The sequence below is a fragment of the Campylobacter peloridis LMG 23910 genome, from assembly GCF_000816785.1.
Lineage (GTDB): Bacteria > Campylobacterota > Campylobacteria > Campylobacterales > Campylobacteraceae > Campylobacter_D > Campylobacter_D peloridis.
Window position 1 is genome coordinate 444,077 of the sequence record NZ_CP007766.1, and the last position, 24,731, is coordinate 468,807.

The following is a 24,731-nucleotide window of genomic DNA, read 5'->3' on the forward strand; positions in this document are numbered from 1 at the left end:
AGAAAGGATATTTAATGAGTTTAACAAGAAGGAAATTTTTAAAAGGACTTGCTGCTTCTTCGGCAATTGCTTCTATTAATCCTTTATTAGCTGCAAGTGAGGGAACGAAATTTTATAATACTAAAAAAATTCCCCATGCTACACATTTTGGTGCTTTTTGGGCTGAAGTAAATTCAGAAGGAAAGCTTATAAAAGTTACACCACAACAATCTGACAAACATCCTTCAGTGATTACAGATGCAATCATCGATAGAACTTATTCAGATACTAGGGTAAAGTATCCTTGTGTTAGAAAAAGCTTTTTAGAAGGAAAAAAAAGACCTAAATTAAGAGGCAAAGAGCCTTTTGTAAGAGTAAGCTGGGAAAAAGCTTTAGAGCTTGTATTGCAAAAATTAAAAGAAACCCCTATTGAAAATTTATTTAATGCTAGTTATGGTGCTTGGGGGCATGTAGGTTTATTGCATAATTGTAACTCTGTAGCAGGAAGATTTTTCAATACTGCTTTAGGTGGCCATATCGGCACTGATGGCGAGTATAGTAATGGAGCTGCCGGTAAGGTAAATGCTAGTATAGTAGGGGATTTAGAAGTTTATTCTTTACAAACTTCACATGAGGTTATTTTAAAAAATACCCAAGTGTATGTTTTATGGGGAGCTGATCTTTATAAGTGTAATCAAATTGATTTTAAAGTAGCAAATCGTGGAAATGATGAATATTATAAAAAATACAGCAAATCAAATATTAAATTTATTTCAATTGATCCTCAATACACCCAAACAGCAGAAATTTTAAACGCCCAGTGGATTAAAATTCGTCCAAATACTGATGTTGCTTTAATGCTTGGTATGATGAATTATCTTTATAAAAGTGGAAAATATGATAAAAAATTCATAGAAAAATATACTGATGGTTTTGATAAATTTTTACCTTATTTACTTGGAAAAACTGATGGAATTGACAAAACTCCAGCATGGGCAGCAAATATCACAGGGGTTGAAGAAAATATTATCACTGCTTTAGCAGATACTTTTGTAAAAAATAGAACTTTCTTAGCAGGTAATTGGGCTATGCAAAGAGCACATCATGGAGAACAAGCTGATTGGACTTTAATGGTTTTAGCTTCTATGATAGGTCAAGTAGGTTTACCAGGTGGAGGTTTTGGTTTTTCTATGCATTATTCAGGTGGTGGCCAAGCATTTTCAGGTGTAAGATTACCAGTAGGTTTGCCACAGGGTAAAAATAATCTTGATACCAATATTCCTGCAAGTAGAATTTCAGAAGCTATTTTAAATCCAGGTAAGAAAATTAAATTTAAGGGTAAAGAAATTACTTATCCTAAAATAAAAACAATGTATGTAGTAGGAGCTTCTGTTTTGGGTCACCATCCAGATACTAACGAGCTTATCAAAGCTTTAAGAACTCTTGATACCTTGATAGTCCATGAGCCTTGGTGGACTCCTATGGCAAAAATGGCTGATATAGTATTGCCTTCAACTACTACTTTAGAAAGAGATGATATAAGCTTTGGTGGTTCTTATTCTCAAGATTATGTATATGCTATGAAAAAAGTTATTGAACCTTATTTTGAAAGTAGAAATGATTATGATATTTTTGAAGAATTAGCAAAAAGAATAGGCGAAAGAGAGCACAAAAAATTCACAGGCGGTAAGACAAAACAACAATGGCTTGAAGGATTTTATGGAAGAAGTGATTGTCCTTATTATATGGAATTTGCTGATTTTTGGAAGCAAGGCTTTATTCATTTTGAGCCACCAAAAGAAGCTTATAATTTTGTAAGACATTCTGAGTTTAGAGCTGATCCAATAGCAAATAAACTTGCAACAGAAAGTGGTAAAATTCAAATTTATTCTCCAAAATTTGAAAAATATGGCTTAGATGATTTTAAAGCACATCCAACTTGGTTTGAACCTGCAGAATGGCTTGGAAATGAAAAATTAGTTAAAAAATATCCTTTTCATTTGTTAAGTCCACATCCAAGATATAGAGTGCATTCTCAACTTGATAATACTTGGGTAAGGGATTTATATAAAATTCAAGGTAGAGAACCTGTGGTGATTAATACAAATGATGCTAAAAAACTTGGTATTACTCATGGAGAGGTTGTAGAAGTATATAATGATCGTGGTTCACTTTTAGCAGGTGCTTTTGTAACAGATAATATCATGGAAGGAGTTATTAGCATACAAGAGGGTGCTTGGTATGATCCAGAAGACATAAGCGATAGCAAACCAAGATGTAATGCAGGGCATGTAAATGTTTTAACAAGTTCAAGACCAACTTCTACTATGGCTCAAGCTACAAGCGTAAATACTTGTCTTGTAGGAATTAAAAAGTTAAAAGAAGTTATAAAGCCATATAACTCAACTACACCACCAGAAATTATAGGAGCTTAATTATGAAGAAAATTATATTAGCATTAACTTTTTTAACTAGTATTTTATTTGCTAAGGATATGTTTATTTTTAATGAAAAAGTAGATCTTTTAGATAGCACTAGTAAAAATGTAGTAGGGCAAATTTATGAAGGTTCTAAAGTTGAGCTTTTAAAAGAAGAGGGTGAGTATTCTTTAATCAAAGTTAAAGGTGAAGTAGTTGATTCAAATCCAAAAAGTCTTGCTTACACTAAAGATGGAATTTATCTTTTACTTACTTTAAATTCTGCAAATGCCAGTAATGAAATGGAATTTTTGGTAAAAAGCAAGGATTTAACTGATAAAGAAATTCTTGCTTGGGATGAAATAGAATTAACTTATTATGATACTTGCACAAGTTGCCATGCAGCTCACAAACCAAAAGAACACTTAATGGAAGAGTGGGATGCGTATTTATCAGCTATGCAAGGATTTGCAAAAATTACCGATGCAGAAAAAAATAGAATTTTAAGATTTTTACAATCTCATGCAAGTAATGGACCTGTAAAACTTGATTAAAAAATGAAAAGGTATTTAGCCACAATTTTATTTTTAGATTTTTGTGCTTTATTATATGGTATAAATACTTTATCCATCAGCTATAATGAAGCACAAATTTATTTTTATGAGCATAGCTTAGTAGCTATGCTTGCTAGGTTTGGAACTGCAATTTTAGGACAAAATGATTTTGGTTTAAGAATTCCTTTTGTGTTATTGCATTCTTTAAGTTGCATATTGCTTTATATTTTAGCGCGTAAATATACCAAAACTTCTTTTGATGCTTTTATCTCTGTAGTGCTTTTTATCTTACTGCCAGGAAGTGTTGCTAGTGCCTTGCTTATTAATGAATCTAGTATTGTTATTTTTTTTACGCTTTTAATTTTAGTTTTATTTGAATATAAAAAGACAATTTTATTTTATTTATTTTTGTTTTTAGTCTTATTTGTTGATGGAAATTTTGCCATTTTGTATTTGTCATTTTTCTTTTATGCAATTTACAAAAAAGATAAAATTCTTATTGGAATTTCTTTATTATTATTTGCAATTGCTATGAGTATTTATGGTTTTGACACAAGCGGTAAGCCTAAGGGGTATTTTTTAGATACTTTAGGAATTTTTGCAGCATGTTTTTCACCTTTGATTTTTTTGTATTTTTTTTATGTTATATATAGAGTATTACTTCAAGATCAAAAACCACTTTTATGGTTTATCAGTGCGACTACTTTTATTTTTTGCTTGATTTTTTCTATTAGACAAAAGTTGTATTTGGAAGATTTTTTACCTTTTTGTGTGGTTTGTACTCCTCTTTTAATCCGTTATTTAATGTCTTCTTATCGTTCAAGAATGCCTCAACTACGCTTAAAGCATAATATTTTTATCGAGTGTTCTTTGGTATTTTTAGTATTTTTTTATTTAGGGATTATATTTAATCATAGTTTTTATTATTTTTTAAAAGAGCCAAAAAAACACTTTGCTTATGATTATCATATAGCAAAAGAATTAGCATTAAAGTTAAAACAAAGAGGTATTACAAAAATAACAGCACAAAATGAAGAATTAAATTTAAGATTAAAATTTTATGGCATAGAAAAGGGAAAGGATAAATTATATCAAACAAACAAAATAACCAAGCTAAATATAAAACTAGCCAATCACAACTTATACTATGCTATAAAATGAAAAAAGCTTTTTCTTTACTAGAATTAATCATCGTTAGTATGATACTTTCTATAATTTTTTCTATGGGATATTTTTATTTAAAACCAGATTATTTACATTTAGGTGCTGAGCAAATTTTAAATGATATAAAATACACTAGACACTTAGCGCTAATGCAAAATGATTTTAGAGTTAAAGAATTTAACATTGCCAAACGAGAGTGGTATCAAGCTAAATGGCAAATTTATTTTATACGATCAAAAACAGCTACCAATAACGAACAAACTTATACGATTTTTTTAGACAAAAATGGCGATGGCAATGCAAATATAGGAAAAAATATAATTAATAAAGACAGAGAAATTGCAATTGATTTAATCAATCCAAATATATTAATGAATTCAGGACAAAGTGGAGTTATATCACAAGGTGATTCTAAGGCTAACCCTAAATACAATATAGAAAAAACTTATGGTATATCTAAAGTTACTTTTGAAGGTTCGTGTAAGGGAAGTACTAGATTAGTTTTTGATGATTATGGACGCTTGTATTCTCCATTAAAAAATGCTTTAAGAAGTTATGATAAATTACTAAATTTCAATGATAATTGCATTATAAAATTATCAAACAAATCAAATAAGCACATTTGTATTGTTATAAATCCCCTAAATTCTTATGCTTATATTCCACAATTTAACAACAATAAGCAAATGATTAACATAAACAATAAAATTCTAACTTGTGAAAATTTGTAACCCTACCTCTTTCGTTTCTAAACATTTACCTTCAAAGAGCATAATTACATTTGTAAAAGCAAACATTCATAGATAACTCCTTAGTTTTTAAAGATCTAGTTTTTCTAGATCTTTAAAGATTTATATAGCTATAAGTCTATATAAACTAACTAAGCTACACATTTTCTTTAGTTAATTAATAAATATTTCTTTATTTTAAGAATTCTTATATAAAACTATGCTATAATACTCTCCATAGTTTTAATTTTAATAAGGAGAATTCTCATGAAACTAGTTAAACTTAGTTTAGTAGCAGCTTTAGCTGCAGGTGCTTTTTCAGCAGCTAACGCTGTTTCACTTGAAGAAGCTATAAAAGATGTTGATGTATCAGGAATGTTTAGATACAGATTCCAATCTGATAGACAAGAGCAAGGTAATGTAATTAGCGATGGTTACAACAGCTCTAAAAACAACGAGCACAAATTTAAATCTCAATTAAATTTCAAAGCAGCTTTAGATGATAACTTCAAAGCTTTTGTTCAATTCCAATATGGCCAAACAACTGACTATGGTTTTGGTCAAGGAACAACAGGAACAGATACTAAAAGTCCTTTTGTTGTTAACCAAGCTTACTTAGAATACACTAACGAAGCTTATGCTACAAGCTTAACTTTCGGTAAAATGGAAGTTGGTTCAATTTGGACTGATGATGCTGTAGGAACAGGTGCTAAAGTTGTAAATAATTCTATAGAAGGTTTAACTTTCGCAGGTTATTGGTTTGATGCATTTAACTGGAACAATGATGGTGATTATACAGATACAAAATTACCTAAATCATCATTATATGGTGCTGCTGTATTAGGTGATTTTGATCCATTTGCTTTCCAATTATGGGCAGCTTATTCAGCTAATAATGCATTCTTATATGCAGTAGATGCTAGCTATAAATTTGCATTCAATGATATGAACTTCAAAATCCAAGGTCAATACCTAGGAAATAGCTTAGATAGCGATTTTGAAAAATTCTACAATCATGGTGTAGACAATGGTAACTTCTATGCTGCTAAATTTAGCGGACAAATCTCTGCTTTTGATTTCCAAGCAGGTTTATTAGGCTATGGTGATAAAGATAAACAAACTGTAGTTACTTTAGAAGATACAGGTAGAGTTATCGCTCCAGGTCAACAAATTTTCTATGCTAAAAATACTAGCCAATTAACTCATGTATATGGTGAAAACTTCTTCTATTTTGCAGGTTTAGGTTATACTTTTGCTGAAACATTAAGAGTAGGATTTGACTATATTGGTGGTAAAACTGAGCAAACAAATAAAAATGATATAGACAAAAACGAATTTGTAGGTAGTGTATCTTATGCTTATAGTCCAAAACTTACATTTAGTGGATTCTATTCTTATTTAACAGAAGATTTCAATACAGCTGGTACAAGCGATAAAGATGATCAATTCATCAGACTTGAAGCTTTATATAAATTCTAATTACAAAAGCTAAGCCTTATAGGCTTAGCTTATAATATCTCTAAAACTATCTCTTCTTTTAATCCTTGTATTTTTATATCTTTTATTTTTAACTCATTTGGTAGATTATTAAATAATTCTTCTTTTGTTTGTATATCATGTAATGCTAGTATTTTTAAAATCTTACCTCTATAAGCTTTAGCATAATGACTTAATATTTTAGAATTTTTTAAAAAAATAAAACTTAGGTGGGTTTGTTTTAAAGTGTAAAATTTTTCATAAAATTTTGCTCTTAAATCTATTACAAGTTCATCTTTTAGTAAATTATCAATAGATGATGAAAAATTTTCCTTATAAAATTTTTCTATATTGAAATTATCAATTTTTTTACCTTGTTTAAATTTATAAAAAGGAATCAAATCTTTTGCCATGATAGGCCCAAATAAGTTAGAAAATATAAGCACATTGTTTAAAATATATTCTTGTGCTTTTTTATTTAAATTTATAAAATCAAGCATTTCGTATGCAACGCCATTATATCTTTTTATGGCTTCTATAGTTGGCTTTGAAAAAATATCTTCTTTAAAAAAAATTAATTCTTTGTCGCTTTTAGTTTCAAGAAATTTTTTTAAATTTTCATCATTTTGTGATTTGATAAAATTTTGAAAATATTCCAATGCTTCTTTACGCTTTGGATACAATTTTTTAAAAATAAAGGAATTTTCATTGAGGATATTATCATTTGATTGAATGCTTTTTCCTTCGCTAGGTGAAAATAAAATTTTCATTTTAATCCTTTCTAGTTTTTATAAATTATACAAAAATATTTAAAATACTTGACATTGTTATAAAATTAGATTATAATTCAACTTTATTTTTTGCTGGTTTAGCTCAGTTGGTAGAGCAGCTGCCTTGTAAGCAGCAGGTCGGGGGTTCAAGTCCCTTAACCAGCTCCATTGTTGATAGCAGTGTTTGACCAGAAATAAAAAGCATTTATTTAAGGTGAGTTACTCAAGTGGCCAACGAGGGCAGACTGTAAATCTGCTGGCTTTCGCCTTCCGTGGTTCGAATCCACGACTCACCACCATTGCTTTGCGGGAGTAGCTCAGTTGGCTAGAGCATCAGCCTTCCAAGCTGAGGGTCGCGGGTTCGAGTCCCGTTTCCCGCTCCAACCTAGATTTTGGTAGAGTGAAACTGGGAGCTGTTTTAAATTCAGATTTCTTGCAGTTTCTAATCCAAATTTATAGTTTATGTTTTTAATTTTTCTGAGCGCTCGTATGGCTCAGAGGTAGAGCACTCCCTTGGTAAGGGAGAGGTCGCGGGTTCAAGTCCCGCTATGAGCTCCATTGATTTCAAAAGATTATAAAACATAAATTAGTATTTGTTTGTAAATTTTATATGGAGGAAAAAGATGGCTAAAGAAAAATTTTCAAGAAATAAGCCTCACGTAAATATCGGTACTATTGGTCACGTTGATCATGGTAAAACAACTTTAACAGCTGCTATTTCTGCTGTTCTTTCTAGAAGAGGTTTGGCTGAGCTAAAAGATTATGATAATATCGACAATGCTCCAGAAGAAAAAGAGCGTGGTATTACTATTGCTACTTCACATATTGAGTATGAAACTGAAAATCGTCACTATGCGCATGTGGACTGCCCAGGTCACGCTGACTATGTTAAAAATATGATTACAGGTGCAGCACAAATGGATGGAGCAATTCTTGTTGTTTCTGCAGCTGATGGTCCAATGCCACAAACTAGAGAGCATATTCTACTTTCTCGTCAAGTAGGTGTTCCATACATTGTTGTTTTTATGAATAAAGCTGATATGGTTGATGATGCTGAATTGTTAGAATTAGTTGAAATGGAAATTAGAGAGTTATTAAGCTCTTATGATTTTCCAGGAGATGATACACCAATTATTTCAGGTTCTGCTTTACAAGCTTTAGAAGAAGCAAAAGCTGGACAAGATGGTGAATGGTCTAAAAAAATATTAGATCTTATGGCAGCAGTTGATGAGTATATTCCAACTCCAGCTCGTGATACAGATAAAGATTTCTTAATGCCAATTGAAGATGTATTTTCGATTTCAGGTCGTGGAACCGTTGTTACAGGTAGAATTGAAAAAGGTGTTGTAAAAGTTGGCGATACTATAGAAATTGTTGGTATTAGAGATACTCAAAGCACAACAGTTACTGGTGTTGAAATGTTTAGAAAAGAAATGGATCAAGGTGAAGCAGGGGACAATGTTGGTGTTCTTCTTCGTGGAACTAAGAAAGAAGATGTTCTTCGTGGTATGGTTCTTGCTAAACCTAAATCAATCACTCCACACACTGATTTTGAAGCAGAAGTTTATATTTTAAATAAAGATGAAGGTGGTCGTCACACTCCATTCTTTAATAACTATAGACCACAATTTTATGTAAGAACAACAGATGTTACTGGTTCTATCCAACTTGCAGAAGGCGTTGAAATGGTTATGCCTGGTGAGAATGTTAGAATCACTGTAAGTCTTATTGCTCCAGTTGCACTTGAAGAAGGTACTCGCTTTGCAATTCGTGAAGGTGGTCGTACCGTTGGTTCAGGTGTTGTTTCTAAAATTATTAAATAATTTTACAAGCGAGGATTTCCTCGCTTTTTAAGGAATAAAAATGAGAATTAAAATTGGTTTAAAATGTGAAGAGTGCGGTGATATTAATTATAGTACTTTTAAAAATAGTAAAAATACAACTGAAAAATTAGAATTAAAGAAATATTGCCCAAGATTAAAAAAACATACTCTTCATAAAGAAGTAAAATTAAAAAGTTAAGGCTTTTTTAAAAAGCCCCTAGGGCAATAGCTCCAATGGTAGAGCGCCGGATTCCAAATCCGATGGTTGGGGGTTCGAATCCCTCTTGCCCTGCCACAAAATAAGGTTAAATATGGAAAAATTAATAACTTATTTTAAATTATCAAAAGCTGAATTAGGAAAAGTAATCTGGCCTTTAAAAGAGCAAGTTAGAAATGCTTATATTACGGTTTTTGTAGTTGTGAGTGTTGTTTCGTTGTTTTTGGCATTAGTGGATTTAATTATGTCATTTTCATTATCTAAGATTATAGGATAAGGAATATTATGAATAATCATAAATGGTATGCTATACAAACTTATGCTGGCAGTGAAATGGCTGTTAAAAGAGCTATAGAAAATTTAGTAAGAGATCATGGAATTCAAGAGCAACTTCTTGAGGTTATAGTTCCTACAGAAGATGTAATCGAATTTAAAAATGGTAAAGAAAAAATAAGTGAAAGAAGCTTATATTCAGGTTATGTTTTTGCTAATATTGACTTAAGCACTGAACTTTGGCATAAGATTCAATCTTTACCAAAAGTCGGTCGTTTTATTGGGGAGAGTAAAAAACCTACCCCATTAAGTGAAAAGGATATCAATCTTATTTTAGAGAAGGTGAAAAATAAAGCAGCACCTAAACCTAAAATTTCATTTGATAAAGAAGAGAGTGTAAGAATCACTGAGGGTCCTTTTGCGAATTTTACCGGTATTGTTGAAGAGTATGATATGGTAAGAGGCGTATTGAAGCTAAATGTTTCTATCTTTGGTAGATCAACTCCTGTTGAGATTTTATATTCTCAAGTTGAAAAAATAGTTTAATATAAAGCAAATAAAGGAGATAAGGTTATGGCTAAAAAAGTTGTAGGAGAAATAAAATTACAAATAGCTGCTACAAAAGCTAATCCATCGCCACCTGTTGGTCCTGCTTTGGGTCAGCAAGGTGTGAATATTATGGAATTTTGTAAAGCATTTAACGAAAGAACTAAAGATATGGCTGGTTATAATATCCCAGTTGTTATTACAGTTTATGCAGATAAAAGTTTTACTTTTATTACAAAACAACCACCAGCAACTGATTTGATAAAAAAAGCCGCTGGAATTTCTAAAGGAACTGATAATCCACTAAAAAATAAAGTTGGAAAATTAACAAAAGCACAGGTTTTAGAAATTGTGGATAAAAAAATTGCAGATATGAACACTAAAGATAGAGAGCAAGCAGCTAAAATCATCATGGGTTCTGCTCGTTCTATGGGTGTTGAAATCGTAGATTAATACTCTTTACCGCCAAGAGTTTAAAAAGGCGGTAGCACTTTATTTAAAATGCGGAGAAATTTAATGTCAAAAAATACTAAAAGATTTACTGAATTATTAAAAAAAATTGAAGCTGATAAAATATACCAAATGGATGAAGCAATAGGTGTTGTAAAAACTCTAGCTTCTGCAAAATTTGATGAAACTGTAGAAATTGCTTTAAAATTAAATGTTGATCCAAGACATGCTGATCAAATGGTAAGAGGTAGCGTTGTTTTACCTTGTGGAACAGGTAAGAAAGTTCGTGTTGCTGTTATTGCAAAAGATGCAAAAGCTGATGAAGCTAAAAATGCTGGTGCTGATATAGTAGGTAGTGATGATTTAGTAGAAGAAATTCAAAAAGGTAATATGAATTTTGATGTTTTGATCGCAACTCCTAATCTTATGGGTTTAGTGGGTAAAGTTGGTCGTATTTTAGGGCCTAAAGGCTTAATGCCAAATCCAAAAACCGGAACAGTAACTATGGATGTAGCACAAGCTGTTAATAATGCAAAAAATGGTCAAGTTAATTTTCGTGTGGATAAACAAGGAAATATACATGCAGGCTTAGGTAAAGTTAGTTTTTCTAAAGAGCAATTAAAAGAAAATATAACTGCTTTTGTTAAAGCTATAAATAAACATAAACCAGCTGCTGCAAAAGGTAGATATATTAAAAATGCTAATTTATCTTTAACTATGAGTCCTTCTATTTCTTTAGATACTCAAGAATTATTAGATACTAAATAAAATTAATGAGAGTTTTTCTCTCATTAATAAAATTTAGATAAGATAATTCTTTTATTTTATCTAAATTTTTATCTTAGATTGGAGATAGTCGAGGTCATTTGACTTAATTAGAATTAATCTACTCTGCTTGAAATCACCGGTCGGAAAGGAGTGAAAATGACTAAAAGCCAAAAAATTGAACTTGTTTCAAAACTTGAAGATGGTTTTAAAGCTAGTGAAGCTGTTATAGTTTGTAACTATAAAGGTTTAAATACTAAAAAACTAGAAGAGTTAAGAAACAATGCTAGAGAAATGGATGTTAAAGTTCAAATTATTAAAAATACTTTAGCAAGTATTGCTCTTAAAAATGCCGGCAAAGATGGAATGGAACTTAAAGATACTAATATTTATCTTTGGGGTGAAGACCAGTTAAATGTTTCAAAAGTTGCTGATAAATTTAGCGAAGCTAATCAAACATTTGAAATTAAAACCGCATTTATTGAAGGCGAAGTTGCTTCTGTTGATAAAGTAAAAGCTTTAGCTAAAATGCCTTCTCGCAATGAATTACTTGCAATGCTTTTGCAAGTTTGGAATGCACCAATTACCAATTTTACAATTGGATTAAATGCATTAAAAGAAAAAAAACAAGCTGAATAAAACAAATAAAAGGATAAATTATGGCAATAACTAAAGAAGATGTATTAGAGTTTATTTCTAATTTAAGTGTTCTTGAATTATCAGAATTAGTAAAAGAGTTCGAAGAAAAATTTGGTGTTTCTGCTGCTCCAGTTATGGTTGCAGGTGCTGCTGGAGTTGCAGGTGCTGCTGGTGCTGCTGCTGAAGAAAAAACAGAATTTGATATTGTTTTACAAGATGGTGGCGATAAAAAAATCAATGTTATTAAAGTAGTGCGTGCATTAACTGGATTAGGCTTAAAAGAAGCTAAAGATGCAGTTGAGCAAACTCCTTCAGTTCTTAAAGAAGGTGTAGCTAAAGCTGAAGCAGAAGAAGCTAAAAAACAACTTGAAGAAGCTGGCGCTAAGGTTGAGCTTAAGTAGTATATTTTTTAAAAGAAAGAGAGATATTCTCTTTCTTTTTTCCTTAAAATAAATAGGATTCTTTCTTTAATTAATACTTTTACCATGGGGTATAATAATATGTTAAACAAACAACTAGGAAATCGTCTAAGAATTGACTTCTCGAATGTTCCACAACAAATTGACATTCCAAACTTATTACAATTACAAAAAAAGAGTTTTGATTATTTTTTAAATTTAAATGATAAAAATACCGAAAGCGGGATTGAAAAAGTATTTAAATCGATATTTCCAATCCATGATCCACAAAATAGATTAAGTTTAGAATATGTAAGTAGTGAAGTAGGTAAGCCAAAATACACCATAAGAGAGTGTATGGAAAGAGGTTTAACTTATTCTGTAAATTTAAAAATGAAAATTCGTCTAACTTTACATGAAAAAGATGAAAAAACAGGTGAAAAAATAGGCATTAAAGATATAAAAGAACAAGAAATTTATATAAGAGAAATACCTTTAATGACAGATAGAATTTCTTTTATTATCAATGGGGTTGAAAGAGTTGTTGTAAATCAACTACACAGAAGCCCGGGTGTTATTTTTAAAGAAGAAGAAAGTTCTACTGTTGCAAATAAATTAGTATATACAGCACAAATCATCCCAGATCGTGGATCTTGGTTGTATTTTGAATATGATGCTAAAGATGTTCTTTATGTGCGTATTAATAAAAGAAGAAAAGTTCCTATAACAATTTTATTTAGAGCATTAGGGTATAAAAAACAAGATATAATAAAATTATTTTATCCTATACAAACTATACATGTAAAAAAAGATAAATTTTTAACCGAATTTAATCCAAATGATTTTTTAGATAGAGTTGAATATGATTTAAAAGATGAAAAAGGAAATGTTATCCATCAAGCTGGTAAAAGAATGACTAAGAAAAAAGCTGAACAGCTTGTTAAAGATGGTGTAAAATGGGTTGAGTATCCAGCTGAAATTTTAGCTAATAGATACTTAGCAAATCCTATCATCAATAAAGAAACAGGTGAAGTTTTATTTGATTCTTTAACTTTGCTTGATGAAGCAAAATTAGCTAAAATAAAAGAGGAAAAGCAATTTGATATAGCTAATGATTTAGCAAATGGAGTTGATGCTGCTATAATTAATTCCTTTATTCAAGATAATGAAACTTTAAAATTGCTAAAACAAACTGAAAATATTGATGATGAAAACGATTTAGCGGCTATTAGAATTTATAAAGTTATGAGACCAGGAGAGCCTGTTGTAAAAGATGCTGCTAAAGCTTTTGTTAATGATTTATTTTTTAATCCAGAAAGATATGATTTGACTAAAGTTGGTCGTATGAAAATGAATCATAAACTAGGTTTAGATACTCCAGAATATGTAACAGTTTTAACTAATGAAGATATAGTAAAAACTGCAAAATATTTAATAAAAGTAAAAAATGGTAGGGGTCATATTGATGATAGAGACCATTTGGGTAATCGTCGTATTAGATCAATTGGCGAACTTTTGGCTAATGAACTTCATATTGGCCTTGCTAAAATGCAAAAATCCATCAGAGATAAATTCACTGCATTAAATACAGATATTGATAAGGTAATGCCATATGATTTAATCAATCCAAAAACTATAACTGTTACTATAATGGAATTTTTTACAGGTGGACAATTATCTCAATTTATGGATCAAACTAATCCTTTAAGTGAAGTTACACATAAACGCCGTTTATCAGCTCTTGGAGAAGGTGGCTTAGTTAAGGAAAGAGCAGGTTTTGAAGTGCGTGATGTTCATGCAACTCATTATGGTAGAATTTGTCCTGTTGAAACTCCAGAAGGACAAAATATTGGTTTGATTAATACTTTATCAACTTACGCTAAAGTAAATGATTTAGGTTTTGTCGAAGCACCTTATAAAAAAGTTGAAAATGGAAAAGTAAGCAGCGAGATTATTTATTTAACTGCAACCCAAGAAGAAGGTTTAATTATTGCTGCTGCATCAACGAAAATTGATGATAAAGGTAATATTGTTGAAGAATTTGTAGAAGCAAGACAAGATGGTGAAACTATTTTAGCTAGAAGAGAAGAAGTGCAATTAATCGATCTTTGTTCTGGTATGATTGTTGGTGTTGCTGCTTCACTTATTCCTTTCTTAGAACATGATGATGCAAATAGAGCATTAATGGGTTCAAACATGCAACGCCAAGCGGTTCCGCTTTTAAGAGCAGAAGCCCCTATAGTTGGAACTGGTATGGAAAAAATTATTGCGCGTGATGCTTGGGAAGCAATTAAAGCAAAAAGAGCAGGTATAGTAGAAAAAGTTGATAATAAAAATATTTTCATTTTGGGTGAAGATGAAAATGGTCCTTTTATAGATCATTATAAAATGGAAAAGAATTTAAGAACAAATCAAAATACAACTTATACTCAGCATCCTATAGTGAAAAAAGGTGATTTTGTTCAAGAAGGACAAATAATAGCAGATGGTCCAAGTATGGATAAGGGTGAGCTTGCTATAGGCAAAAATGCTTTAATTGCTTTTATGCCTTGGCATGGATATAACTATGAAGACGCTATTGTAATTAGTGAAAAAATTTTACGCGAAGATACTTTTACTAGTGTTCATATTTATGAAAAAGAAGTGGAAGCAAGAGAGCTTAAAGATGGTGTAGAAGAAATTACTAAGGATATTCCAAATGTAAAAGAAGAAGATCTTGCACATCTTGATGAAAGCGGTATAGCAAAAATTGGTACTCATATAAAACCAGGTATGATTTTAGTTGGTAAGGTGTCTCCAAAAGGCGAAGTTAAGCCAACTCCAGAAGAAAGATTATTAAGAGCTATTTTTGGTGAGAAAGCTGGCCATGTTGTTAATAAATCTTTATATGCAACTGCGTCTTTAGAAGGTGTGGTAGTTGATGTAAAAATTTTTACAAAAAAAGGTTATGAAAAAGATACACGCGCGGTAAAAGCTTATGATGAAGAAAAATTAAATCTCGAAAAAGAACATCATGATAGGCTTTTAATGATGGATAGAGAAGAAACTTTAAGAGTATGCTCTTTACTTTCAAAATCAGCGCTAAATTCAGCAGAAGAAATTAATGGCGTGAAATATAAAAAAGGTGCTAAGGTTGAAATTAGCGAACTTGAAAAAATCAATCGTTTTGCGCTAAATTCTTTGGTTAAAGCATACTCTAAAGATGTCCAAAAAGAATATGAAGATCTTAAAAATCACTTTCAAAATGAAAAGAAAAAATTAAAAACTGAACATGATGAAAAATTAGAGATATTAGAAAAAGATGATATTTTACCAAGTGGAGTTGTTAAGCTTGTTAAAGTTTATATAGCTACTAAAAGAAAACTTAAAGTTGGAGATAAAATGGCAGGACGCCATGGAAATAAAGGTATCGTATCTAATATCGTTCCAGAAGTTGATATGCCATATTTACCAGATGGAAGACCTATTGATATAGCTTTAAATCCTCTTGGGGTTCCAAGTCGTATGAATATAGGACAAATTCTTGAAAGTCATTTAGGTTTAGTAGGTATGAGACTAGGAGATCAAATTCAAGAAATTTTTGATAAAAAACAAAAAGATTTTATCAAACAATTACGCCAGAAAATGCTTGAAATTTGTAGTGTTTCAAGACTTGAAATTGAGAAAAAATTTGTTCAATCCCTAAATGATGAACAATTAATATCTTATGCTAGAGACTGGGCAAAAGGGATAAAATTCGCAACTCCTGTATTTGAAGGGGTGACAGTTGAGGAATTTGGTAAGCTCTTTGAGATGGCAAAGATTGCTATGGATGGAAAAAGTGAGCTTTATGATGGAAGAACCGGTGAAAAAATGGCAGAGCGTGTGCATGTTGGATGTATGTATATGCTTAAATTACATCACTTAGTTGATGAAAAAGTTCATGCAAGAAGTACAGGACCTTATAGCCTTGTAACCCAGCAGCCTGTTGGTGGTAAGGCTTTATTTGGTGGTCAAAGATTTGGAGAGATGGAAGTTTGGGCTTTAGAAGCTTATGGTGCAGCACATACTCTAAGAGAAATGCTTACTATAAAATCAGATGATGTAGAAGGTAGATTTAGTGCTTATAAGGCTTTAACAAAAGGTGAGAATGTTCCAGCAACAGGTATTCCAGAAACATTCTTTGTGCTTACAAATGAACTTAAATCTCTTGCTTTAGATGTTGAGATTTTTGATAAGGATGAAAATAATGAGTAAATTTAAACCTATCGAAATAAAAGAAGATGGTAGACCAAGAGACTTTGAAGCATTTCAGTTAAGACTTGCAAGTCCTGAAAAAATCAAATCATGGTCTTATGGGGAAGTAAAAAAACCAGAAACAATAAACTATAGAACATTAAAACCTGAAAGAGATGGTTTATTTTGTGCTAAAATTTTTGGACCTGTAAGAGATTATGAGTGTCTTTGTGGTAAATATAAAAAAATGCGTTTTAAAGGCATTAAATGTGAAAAATGTGGCGTTGAAGTTACTAGTTCTAAAGTTCGTCGCTCAAGAATGGGACATATTGAGTTAGTTACACCTGTGGCTCATATTTGGTATGTAAATTCTTTACCAAGCCGTATAGGAACGCTACTTGGCGTTAAGATGAAAGATTTAGAACGCGTGCTTTACTATGAGGCATATATAGTAGAAAATCCAGGTGAAGCTTATTATGATAATGAGAATTCTAAAAAAGTTGAATTTTGTGATGTATTAAACGAGGAGCAATATTTAAATTTAATGCAACGCTATGAAAGTAGTGGTTTTAAAGCTAGAATGGGTGGGGAAGTTGTTAGAGATTTGCTAGCAAATTTAGATCTAGTAGAACTTTTAAATAAATTAAAAGAAGATATCGCTGCAACTAATTCTGAGGCTAAGAAAAAAACTATTATTAAGCGTTTAAAAGTTGTAGAAAATTTCTTAAATAGCAATTTAAATAGCAATACAAATATTGATGAAGTTGTTCCAAATCGCCCTGAGTGGATGATGATTACTAATTTACCTGTATTGCCACCTGATTTAAGACCTTTAGTTGCTTTAGATGGTGGAAAATTTGCTGTTTCTGATGTAAATGATTTATATAGAAGAGTTATCAATAGAAACACGCGTTTAAAAAGATTAATGGAACTTGATGCACCAGAAATCATTATAAGAAATGAAAAAAGAATGCTTCAAGAAGCTGTTGATGCTTTGTTTGATAATGGCAGAAGAGCAAATGCAGTAAAAGGTGCAAATAAACGCCCATTAAAATCTTTAAGTGAGATTATCAAAGGTAAGCAAGGGCGTTTTAGACAAAATTTACTTGGTAAAAGGGTAGATTTTTCAGGTCGTAGCGTTATTGTTGTTGGACCAAAACTTAGAATGGATCAATGTGGTTTACCTAAAAAAATGGCTTTAGAATTATTTAAACCGCATTTATTAGCAAAGCTTGAAGAAAAAGGTTATGCAACCACTGTTAAACAAGCTAAAAAAATGATAGAAAATAAAACCAATGAAGTTTGGGAGTGTCTAGAAGAAGTGGTTAAAGGTCATCCTGTAATGCTTAATCGTGCTCCAACTCTTCATAAACTTTCTATTCAAGCATTCCATCCAGTGCTTGTTGAAGGTAAAGCTATACAACTTCATCCTTTAGTGTGCGCTGCATTTAACGCGGACTTTGATGGGGATCAAATGGCTGTGCATGTGCCTTTATCTCAAGAAGCTATCGCAGAGTGTAAAGTATTAATGCTTTCTTCTATGAATATTTTATTACCTGCTAGTGGTAAATCAGTTACCGTTCCTTCTCAAGATATGGTTTTGGGAATTTATTATTTATCTTTAGAAAAAGATGGTGCTAAGGGTGAGCATAAAATTTGCACAGGTATTGAAGAAGTAATGGTAGCTTTAGAAGCTGATTCTTTAGATATCCATGCAAGCATTAGAAGTGTAGTAAATGGTAGAAAAGTAACTACAACTGCTGGTAGATTGATCATTAAATCCATTTTACCAGATTTTGTTCCAGAAAATATGTGGAATAAAACAATGAAGAAAAAAGATATTGCCGCTTTAGTTGATTATGTATATAAAGTAGGTGGACTTGAAGTAAGTGCAAGCTTTTTAGATAGACTTAAAGATCTTGGCTTTGAGTATGCAACTAAAGCTGGAATTTCCATATCTATTGCAGATATTATTGTTCCTAATCAAAAACAAAAAAGTATTGAAGAAGCTAAAAAGCAAGTAAGAGAAATTCAAAATTCTTATAATCTTGGTTTAATTACCTCAGGTGAGAGATATAATAAAATTATTGATATTTGGAAGAGCACTAATAATATTCTTTCAAAAGATATGATGGAATTAATTAAAAAAGATAAAGAAGGATTTAACTCTATTTACATGATGGCTGATTCTGGTGCTAGAGGTTCAGCTGCACAAATTTCACAACTTGCGGCTATGAGAGGACTTATGGCAAAGCCTGATGGTTCTATTATAGAAACGCCTATCATCTCAAATTTCCGTGAAGGTTTAAATGTTCTTGAATACTTTATCTCAACCCATGGTGCTAGAAAAGGTTTAGCTGATACAGCATTAAAAACTGCAAATGCAGGTTATTTAACTAGAAAATTAATAGATGTTGCACAAAATGTTAAAGTTACTATAGAAGATTGTGGAGCACATGAAGGTGTTGAAATTAACGAAATTACAGCAGATGGTGTTGTGATTGAGACTTTAGAAGAAAGAATATTAGGAAGAGTTTTAGCTGAAAATATTATTGATTCTATTACCAATGAAATTTTATTTTCAGAGGGAACTTTGATTGATGAGGAAAAAGCTAAAATTATTGTTGAAAGTGGCGTAAAAAGTGTAAATATTAGAACCCCGATTACTTGCAAAGCAAAAAAAGGTGTATGTTCTAAATGTTATGGTATTAACCTAGGAGAGGGAAGATTAGTTAAGCCAGGTGAAGCAGTAGGTATAATATCAGCTCAATCAATTGGAGAGCCAGGAACTCAGCTAACTCTTAGAACCTTCCATAGCGGTGGAACGGCGAGTACAGATTTGCAAGATCGTCAAGTTGTAGCACATAAAGAAGGTTTTGTGAGATTTTATAATCTAAATACATACAAGGATAAACATAATAAAACTATAGTAGCAAATCACCGCAATGCGGCTATTTTACTTGTAGAACCAAAAATTAAAGCGCCATTTAAAGGTAAGATTAATATCGAATATGCTTACGAAGATGTAATAGTAAGTGTTAAAAATAAAAGCAACGAAGCTAAATTCATTTTAAGAAAATATGATTTAGCTAAAGCGAATGAATTAGCAGGTGTAAGTGGTAACATAGAAGGTAAATTGTATATTCCATATAATAGCGGTGATGAAGTAGCTGAAAATGAAAGTATAGTTGAAGTTATTAAAGAAGGATGGAATGTTCCAAATCGTATTCCTTATGCTAGTGAATTGCTTGTAAAAGATGGAGATCCTATTACTCAAGATATTATTGCTGGTGCAAAAGGAACTTTGAAATTTTATATGCTAAAAGGCGATGGTTTAGATAGAATAAGAAATTTGAAAAAAGGTGATATAGTTAAAGAAAAAGGTGTTTTTGTTGTGATTGCAGATGAAAATGATCGTGAAGCAAAGAGACATTATATACCAAGAGAGTCTGTTATTGAATTTAACGATAGTGCTTTTATAGATGATTCTAAGACTATTATTGCAAGATCAAGTAAAGAAGATAAAACCATTATCGCTGAATGGGATGCTTATAATAACACAGTGATTGCTGAAATTGCAGGAACAATAAGCTTTGAAGATATAGAATCAGGCTATAGTGCTGATGAACAAATTGATGAAGCCACAGGAAAAAGATCTCTTGTAATTAATGAGTATTTGCCTAGTGGTGTGCGTCCTGCTATATTGGTTATAGGAGAAAATGATAAGGTAGTGCGTTATCAGCTTGAGCCAAAAACGGTTATTTTTGTCCATGATGGAGATAAAGTAAAACAAGCTGATGTTTTAGCTAAAACTCCAAAAGCAGCGGCTAAATCAAAAGATATCACAGGAGGTCTTCCAAGGGTTTCTGAGTTATTTGAAGCTAGAAAACCAAAAAATACTGCAGTAGTTGCTGAAATAGATGGTGTTGTAAGATTTGATAAACCTTTAAGATCCAAAGAAAGAATCATCATCCAAGCTGAGGATGGAAGTAGTGCTGAATATTTGATTGATAAATCAAAGCGTATCCAAGTAAGAGAAGGCGAATTTATCCATGCAGGTGAAAAATTAACCGATGGTGTGATTTCAAGTCATGATGTTCTTAGAATTTTAGGCGAAAAAGCATTGCATTATTATTTAATTTCTGAAATTCAGCAAGTTTATCGTGGTCAGGGTGTTGTAATTTCTGATAAACATATTGAAATAATCGTATCACAAATGCTAAGACAAGTAAAAATAGTAGATAGTGGTCATACTAATTTTATAGTAGGTGATTTAGTTTCAAGAAGGAAATTTAGAGAAGAAAATGAAAGAATTTTAAAATATGGTGGAGAACCGGCTGTTGCTGAACCTGTATTGCTTGGGGTTACAAGAGCGGCTATTGGAAGTGATAGTGTAATTTCAGCAGCTTCATTCCAAGAAACTACTAAGGTATTAACCGAAGCAAGTATTGCGGGTAAATTTGATTATCTTGAAGATCTAAAAGAAAATGTTATTTTAGGTCGTATGATTCCAGTTGGAACAGGACTCTATGGAGAGCAAAAATTAAAGCTTAAACAGCAAAATTAAATTTAGCAGGTTAATCCTGCTAAATTTTTGAGTAATTAAATGTATCATAAAGTTAATTTAAAAACTTATCAAAGAAAAGAACATTTTGATTTTTATACTCAAAACATTCCTTGTTCTTTTGAAATAACTATGAAATTAGATATTAGTTTATTTTATCATTTCGTAAAAAACAACCAGTTTGATTTTTATCCTTGTTTTATTTATTGTATTAGTAAAAGTGTAAATCATTTTGATGAATTTAAATTAGCTTTAGATGCAAACGGACAATTAATACGCTATGATTTTATACACCCTGCTTATACTATTTTTCATAAAGATAGTAAGACATTTTCCATCCTTTGGACTTTTTATAAAGAAAATTTAAAAGATTTTTTAGCTTTATACGAAGAAGATAAGCTTTTAGCCAAAACTAACAAAAAAATGTTTTTAAAAGAACCCATTGATAATCTTTTTAACATTTCTGCTATTCCTTGGATAGCTTTTGATAATTTTTCTTTACATTTACCTAAAAAAGAAAAATATTTTTTTCCTATCATAACAAGCGGTAAGTTTATAAAAGAAAACAATAAAATTTTTATCCCTTTTAGCATTAATGTAAATCATGCAGTAAATGATGCTTATCATGTGCATTTATTTTTGGAAAAATTACAAGAAAATCTTAATAGTTTATAATTTTATAAGTAAAATTTAGATATCATCCAAAGTTTATTATTTTATTAATGAAAGGAATTACTGTGCCAACCATAAATCAATTGGTTAGAAAAGAGCGCAAAAAAGTTTTAGAAAAATCTAAATCTCCAGCGCTTAAAAATTGTCCACAAAGAAGGGGAGTTTGCACTAGGGTTTATACAACAACTCCTAAAAAACCAAACTCAGCGTTAAGAAAAGTTGCCAAAGTAAGACTTACAAGTGGCTTTGAAGTTATTAGTTATATCGGTGGTGAAGGTCACAACCTACAAGAACACAGCATAGTTTTAGTGCGTGGTGGTAGGGTAAAAGACTTACCAGGTGTTAAGTATCACATCGTTCGTGGTGCTTTAGATACAGCAGGTGTTGCAAAAAGAACTGTTTCTCGTTCTAAATATGGTGCTAAACGCCCTAAAGCTGCAGCTAAATAATCAATTTACAGACAAATCCGTTAGATTTGATTTTGTTTGAGTAAAATTATAAATTTGAAGGAAGAAAATGAGAAGAAGAAAAGCTCCGGTAAGAGAAGTCTTGCCTGATCCGATTTATGGAAACAAAGTAATCACAAAATTCATTAATTCTTTAATGTATGATGGCAAAAAAAGCACGGCTACTACTATTATGTATGGTGCTTTAGAAGCTATTGACAAAAAAGGTGGAGAAAAAAAAGGTATAGAAATTTTTAATGATGCTATTGAAAATATTAAACCTTTACTAGAAGTTAAATCACGCCGTGTGGGTGGTGCAACTTATCAAGTTCCAGTAGAAGTTCGTCCTGCTAGACAACAAGCTTTGGCTATAAGATGGATTATTTCTTTTGCTAGAAAAAGAAGTGAAAGAACTATGATAGAAAAATTAGCTGCTGAATTACTAGATGCGGCAAATAGCAAAGGTGCTTCGTTTAAGAAGAAAGAAGACACTTATAAGATGGCAGAAGCTAATAAAGCATTTGCTCATTATCGCTGGTAAGAAGGAGTAAAATATGTCAAGAAGTACTCCTTTAAAAAGAGTTAGAAATATAGGTATCGCAGCTCACATCGATGCGGGTAAAACTACAACTAGTGAAAGAATTTTATTTTTCACAGGTATGAGTCATAAGATAGGTGAAGTCCATGATGGTGCTGCTACAATGGACTGGATGGAGCAGGAAAAAGAAAGAGGTATTACTATTACTTCTGCTGCAACAACTTGTTTTTGGAAAAATCACCAAATAAATCTTATAGACACTCCAGGCCACGTTGATTTTACGATTGAAGTTGAAAGATCAATGCGTGTTTTAGATGGTGCTGTTGCTGTGTTTTGTTCAGTAGGCGGGGTGCAACCACAATCTGAAACAGTTTGGAGACAAGCAAATAAATATGGTGTTCCAAGAATAGTATTTGTCAATAAAATGGATAGAATTGGTGCGAATTTTTTCAATGTTGAAGAGCAAATTAAAAATCGCTTAAAAGGAAATCCTGTCCCACTTCAAATTCCAATTGGCGCTGAAGATAATTTCAAAGGTGTGATTGATCTTATTACTATGAAAGCTTTAGTTTGGGAAGATGAAAATAAACCAACTGATTATGTTGAAAGAGAAATTCCTGCTGAGTTAATGGAAAAAGCTGAAGAATATCGTACTAAAATGATAGAAGCAGTTTCTGAAACAAGTGATGAGTTAATGGAAAAATACTTAGGTGGCGAGGAATTAACTCAAGATGAAATTAAAGCAGGTATTAAAGCAGGATGTTTGAGTCTTTCTATGGTTCCTATGCTTTGTGGAACAGCATTTAAGAATAAAGGAGTTCAGCCTTTACTTGATGCTGTTGTAGCGTATTTACCAGCACCTGATGAAGTTGCAAATATAAAAGGTGAATATGAAGATGGAACTGAAGTTTCTGTTAAATCAACCGATGATGGTGAATTTGCAGGACTTGCATTCAAAATTATGACAGATCCATTTGTAGGGCAACTTACTTTCGTTCGTGTTTATAGAGGAAGTTTAGAAAGCGGTTCTTATGCTTATAATTCTACTAAAGATAAAAAAGAAAGAATTGGTCGTCTTTTGAAAATGCACTCTAACAAAAGAGAAGAAATTAAAACTTTATATGCTGGGGAAATCGGTGCAGTTGTAGGTCTTAAAGATACTTTAACAGGCGATACTTTAGCTAGCGAAAAAGACAAAGTTATATTAGAAAGAATGGATTTTCCAGATCCTGTTATTTCTGTTGCAGTTGAGCCAAAAACAAAAGCTGATCAAGAAAAAATGTCTATTGCTTTAAATAAATTAGCACAAGAGGATCCTAGCTTTAGAGTTTCTACTGATGAAGAAAGCGGTCAAACTATAATTTCTGGTATGGGTGAGCTTCACTTAGAAATTATCGTTGATCGTATGCTTAGAGAATTTAAAGTTGAAGCAGAAGTAGGTCAACCTCAAGTTGCTTATCGTGAAACCATTAGAAAAATGGTTGAACAAGAATACAAATACGCTAAACAATCAGGTGGTAGAGGTCAGTATGGTCATGTATTCTTAAGACTTGAACCACTCGAGCCAGGTAGCGGATATGAATTTGTAAATGATATCAAAGGTGGGGTTATTCCAAAAGAATATATTCCAGCTGTTGATAAAGGTGTTCAAGAAGCATTGCAAAATGGTGTTTTAGCGGGATATCCTGTTGAAGATGTTAAAGTAACTGTTTATGATGGAAGTTACCATGAAGTGGATTCTTCTGAAATGGCATTTAAACTTGCAGCTTCTATGGGCTTTAAAGAAGGTGCTAGAAAAGCAGGTGCTGTTATACTTGAACCTATGATGAAAGTTGAAGTTGAAACTCCAGAAGAGTATATGGGTGATGTAATTGGAGACTTAAATAAACGCCGCGGTCAAGTAAATTCTATGGATGAAAGAGGTGGTAACAAAATTATTACTGCGTTTTGTCCTTTGGCTGAAATGTTTGGATACTCTACTGATCTTAGAAGTCAAACACAAGGCCGTGCTACTTATTCTATGGAATTTGATCATTATGATGAAGTTCCTAAAAATGTTTCTGAAGAAATTATCAAAAAAAGAAACGGATAGTATTT

20 protein-coding genes and 5 tRNA genes are annotated in these 24,731 nt (G+C 31.6%); 24 read left to right on the top strand and 1 reads right to left on the bottom strand.

The window, feature by feature from the left end:
- Positions 1 to 14 precede the first annotated feature (14 nt).
- The 5 genes from CPEL_RS02205 (at position 15) to CPEL_RS02225 (ending at position 6,321) form a co-directional block, all read left to right on the top strand.
- Positions 15 to 2,414 (top strand): molybdopterin guanine dinucleotide-containing S/N-oxide reductase, encoded by a 2,400-nt coding sequence (locus CPEL_RS02205; RefSeq protein ID WP_044598440.1) that lies wholly within the window; start codon positions 15 to 17, stop codon positions 2,412 to 2,414.
- A 2-nt stretch (positions 2,415 to 2,416) separates the two neighbouring features.
- On the top strand, positions 2,417 to 2,950 hold the full coding sequence (locus CPEL_RS02210) for a monoheme c-type cytochrome (RefSeq protein WP_044598441.1): 534 nt from the start codon (positions 2,417 to 2,419) through the stop codon (positions 2,948 to 2,950).
- A 3-nt stretch (positions 2,951 to 2,953) separates the two neighbouring features.
- On the top strand, positions 2,954 to 4,111 hold the full coding sequence (locus CPEL_RS02215) for a membrane protein (RefSeq protein WP_044598442.1): 1,158 nt from the start codon (positions 2,954 to 2,956) through the stop codon (positions 4,109 to 4,111).
- Entirely contained in the window at positions 4,108 to 4,845 is a 738-nt protein-coding gene (locus CPEL_RS02220) for a pilus assembly FimT family protein (protein WP_044598443.1), read from the top strand. Before CPEL_RS02215 ends, CPEL_RS02220 begins: the two co-directional genes overlap by 4 nt.
- 264 nt (positions 4,846 to 5,109) lie before the next feature.
- Entirely contained in the window at positions 5,110 to 6,321 is a 1,212-nt protein-coding gene (locus CPEL_RS02225) for a major outer membrane protein (RefSeq protein WP_044598444.1), read from the top strand.
- 29 nt (positions 6,322 to 6,350) lie between these two features.
- On the opposite strand, the gene CPEL_RS02230 is transcribed toward CPEL_RS02225, so the two are convergent.
- Entirely contained in the window at positions 6,351 to 7,088 is a 738-nt protein-coding gene (locus CPEL_RS02230) for a YaaA family protein (RefSeq protein WP_044598445.1), read from the bottom strand.
- A 92-nt stretch (positions 7,089 to 7,180) separates the two neighbouring features.
- On the opposite strand from CPEL_RS02230, the gene CPEL_RS02235 reads away from it, so the two are divergent.
- From CPEL_RS02235 to fusA, 19 genes are all read left to right on the top strand, one after another.
- Positions 7,181 to 7,256, top strand: a tRNA-Thr gene (locus tag CPEL_RS02235).
- A gap of 45 nt (positions 7,257 to 7,301) precedes the next feature.
- A tRNA-Tyr gene (locus tag CPEL_RS02240) sits at positions 7,302 to 7,387 on the top strand.
- Between the two features lie 7 nt (positions 7,388 to 7,394).
- A tRNA-Gly gene (locus CPEL_RS02245) sits at positions 7,395 to 7,471 on the top strand.
- 100 nt (positions 7,472 to 7,571) lie between these two features.
- A tRNA-Thr gene (locus CPEL_RS02250) sits at positions 7,572 to 7,646 on the top strand.
- 65 nt (positions 7,647 to 7,711) lie between these two features.
- Positions 7,712 to 8,911, top strand: coding sequence for an elongation factor Tu (gene tuf, locus CPEL_RS02255; RefSeq protein ID WP_044598446.1), 1,200 nt, complete (start codon positions 7,712 to 7,714; stop codon positions 8,909 to 8,911).
- 40 nt (positions 8,912 to 8,951) lie between these two features.
- The gene (rpmG, locus tag CPEL_RS02260) at positions 8,952 to 9,110 is read left to right on the top strand and encodes a 50S ribosomal protein L33 (RefSeq protein ID WP_044598447.1); all 159 of its coding nucleotides are present in this window, start codon (positions 8,952 to 8,954) and stop codon (positions 9,108 to 9,110) included.
- A 20-nt stretch (positions 9,111 to 9,130) separates the two neighbouring features.
- A tRNA-Trp gene (locus tag CPEL_RS02265) sits at positions 9,131 to 9,206 on the top strand.
- A gap of 16 nt (positions 9,207 to 9,222) precedes the next feature.
- A complete protein-coding gene (secE, locus tag CPEL_RS02270; protein ID WP_044598448.1) occupies positions 9,223 to 9,405 on the top strand; it encodes a preprotein translocase subunit SecE in 183 nt (60 codons plus the stop codon).
- An 8-nt stretch (positions 9,406 to 9,413) separates the two neighbouring features.
- Positions 9,414 to 9,947 (top strand): transcription termination/antitermination protein NusG, encoded by a 534-nt coding sequence (gene nusG / locus CPEL_RS02275; RefSeq protein WP_044598449.1) that lies wholly within the window; start codon positions 9,414 to 9,416, stop codon positions 9,945 to 9,947.
- 27 nt (positions 9,948 to 9,974) lie between these two features.
- A complete protein-coding gene (gene rplK / locus CPEL_RS02280) occupies positions 9,975 to 10,400 on the top strand; it encodes a 50S ribosomal protein L11 (protein WP_044598450.1) in 426 nt (141 codons plus the stop codon).
- Between the two features lie 63 nt (positions 10,401 to 10,463).
- On the top strand, positions 10,464 to 11,165 hold the full coding sequence (gene rplA / locus CPEL_RS02285) for a 50S ribosomal protein L1 (protein WP_044598451.1): 702 nt from the start codon (positions 10,464 to 10,466) through the stop codon (positions 11,163 to 11,165).
- Positions 11,166 to 11,321: 156 nt separating this feature from the next.
- The gene (rplJ, locus tag CPEL_RS02290) at positions 11,322 to 11,801 is read left to right on the top strand and encodes a 50S ribosomal protein L10 (RefSeq protein ID WP_044598452.1); all 480 of its coding nucleotides are present in this window, start codon (positions 11,322 to 11,324) and stop codon (positions 11,799 to 11,801) included.
- Between the two features lie 20 nt (positions 11,802 to 11,821).
- Positions 11,822 to 12,202, top strand: coding sequence for a 50S ribosomal protein L7/L12 (gene rplL, locus CPEL_RS02295; protein ID WP_044598453.1), 381 nt, complete (start codon positions 11,822 to 11,824; stop codon positions 12,200 to 12,202).
- Positions 12,203 to 12,301: 99 nt separating this feature from the next.
- Entirely contained in the window at positions 12,302 to 16,435 is a 4,134-nt protein-coding gene (gene rpoB, locus CPEL_RS02300; protein WP_044599488.1) for a DNA-directed RNA polymerase subunit beta, read from the top strand.
- Positions 16,428 to 20,981, top strand: a complete 4,554-nt coding sequence (gene rpoC / locus CPEL_RS02305; protein WP_044598454.1) for a DNA-directed RNA polymerase subunit beta' — start codon at positions 16,428 to 16,430, stop codon at positions 20,979 to 20,981. The genes rpoB and rpoC overlap by 8 nt, the downstream gene beginning before the upstream one ends.
- 39 nt (positions 20,982 to 21,020) lie before the next feature.
- Entirely contained in the window at positions 21,021 to 21,653 is a 633-nt protein-coding gene (locus CPEL_RS02310) for a CatA-like O-acetyltransferase (RefSeq protein WP_044598455.1), read from the top strand.
- A gap of 62 nt (positions 21,654 to 21,715) precedes the next feature.
- Entirely contained in the window at positions 21,716 to 22,099 is a 384-nt protein-coding gene (gene rpsL / locus CPEL_RS02315; protein ID WP_012661187.1) for a 30S ribosomal protein S12, read from the top strand.
- 67 nt (positions 22,100 to 22,166) lie between these two features.
- Positions 22,167 to 22,637: a 30S ribosomal protein S7 gene (gene rpsG, locus CPEL_RS02320; RefSeq protein ID WP_012661188.1), complete on the top strand. Its 471-nt coding sequence runs from the start codon at positions 22,167 to 22,169 to the stop codon at positions 22,635 to 22,637.
- 13 nt (positions 22,638 to 22,650) lie between these two features.
- Positions 22,651 to 24,726, top strand: a complete 2,076-nt coding sequence (gene fusA, locus CPEL_RS02325) for an elongation factor G (RefSeq protein WP_044598456.1) — start codon at positions 22,651 to 22,653, stop codon at positions 24,724 to 24,726.
- Positions 24,727 to 24,731 lie beyond the last annotated feature (5 nt).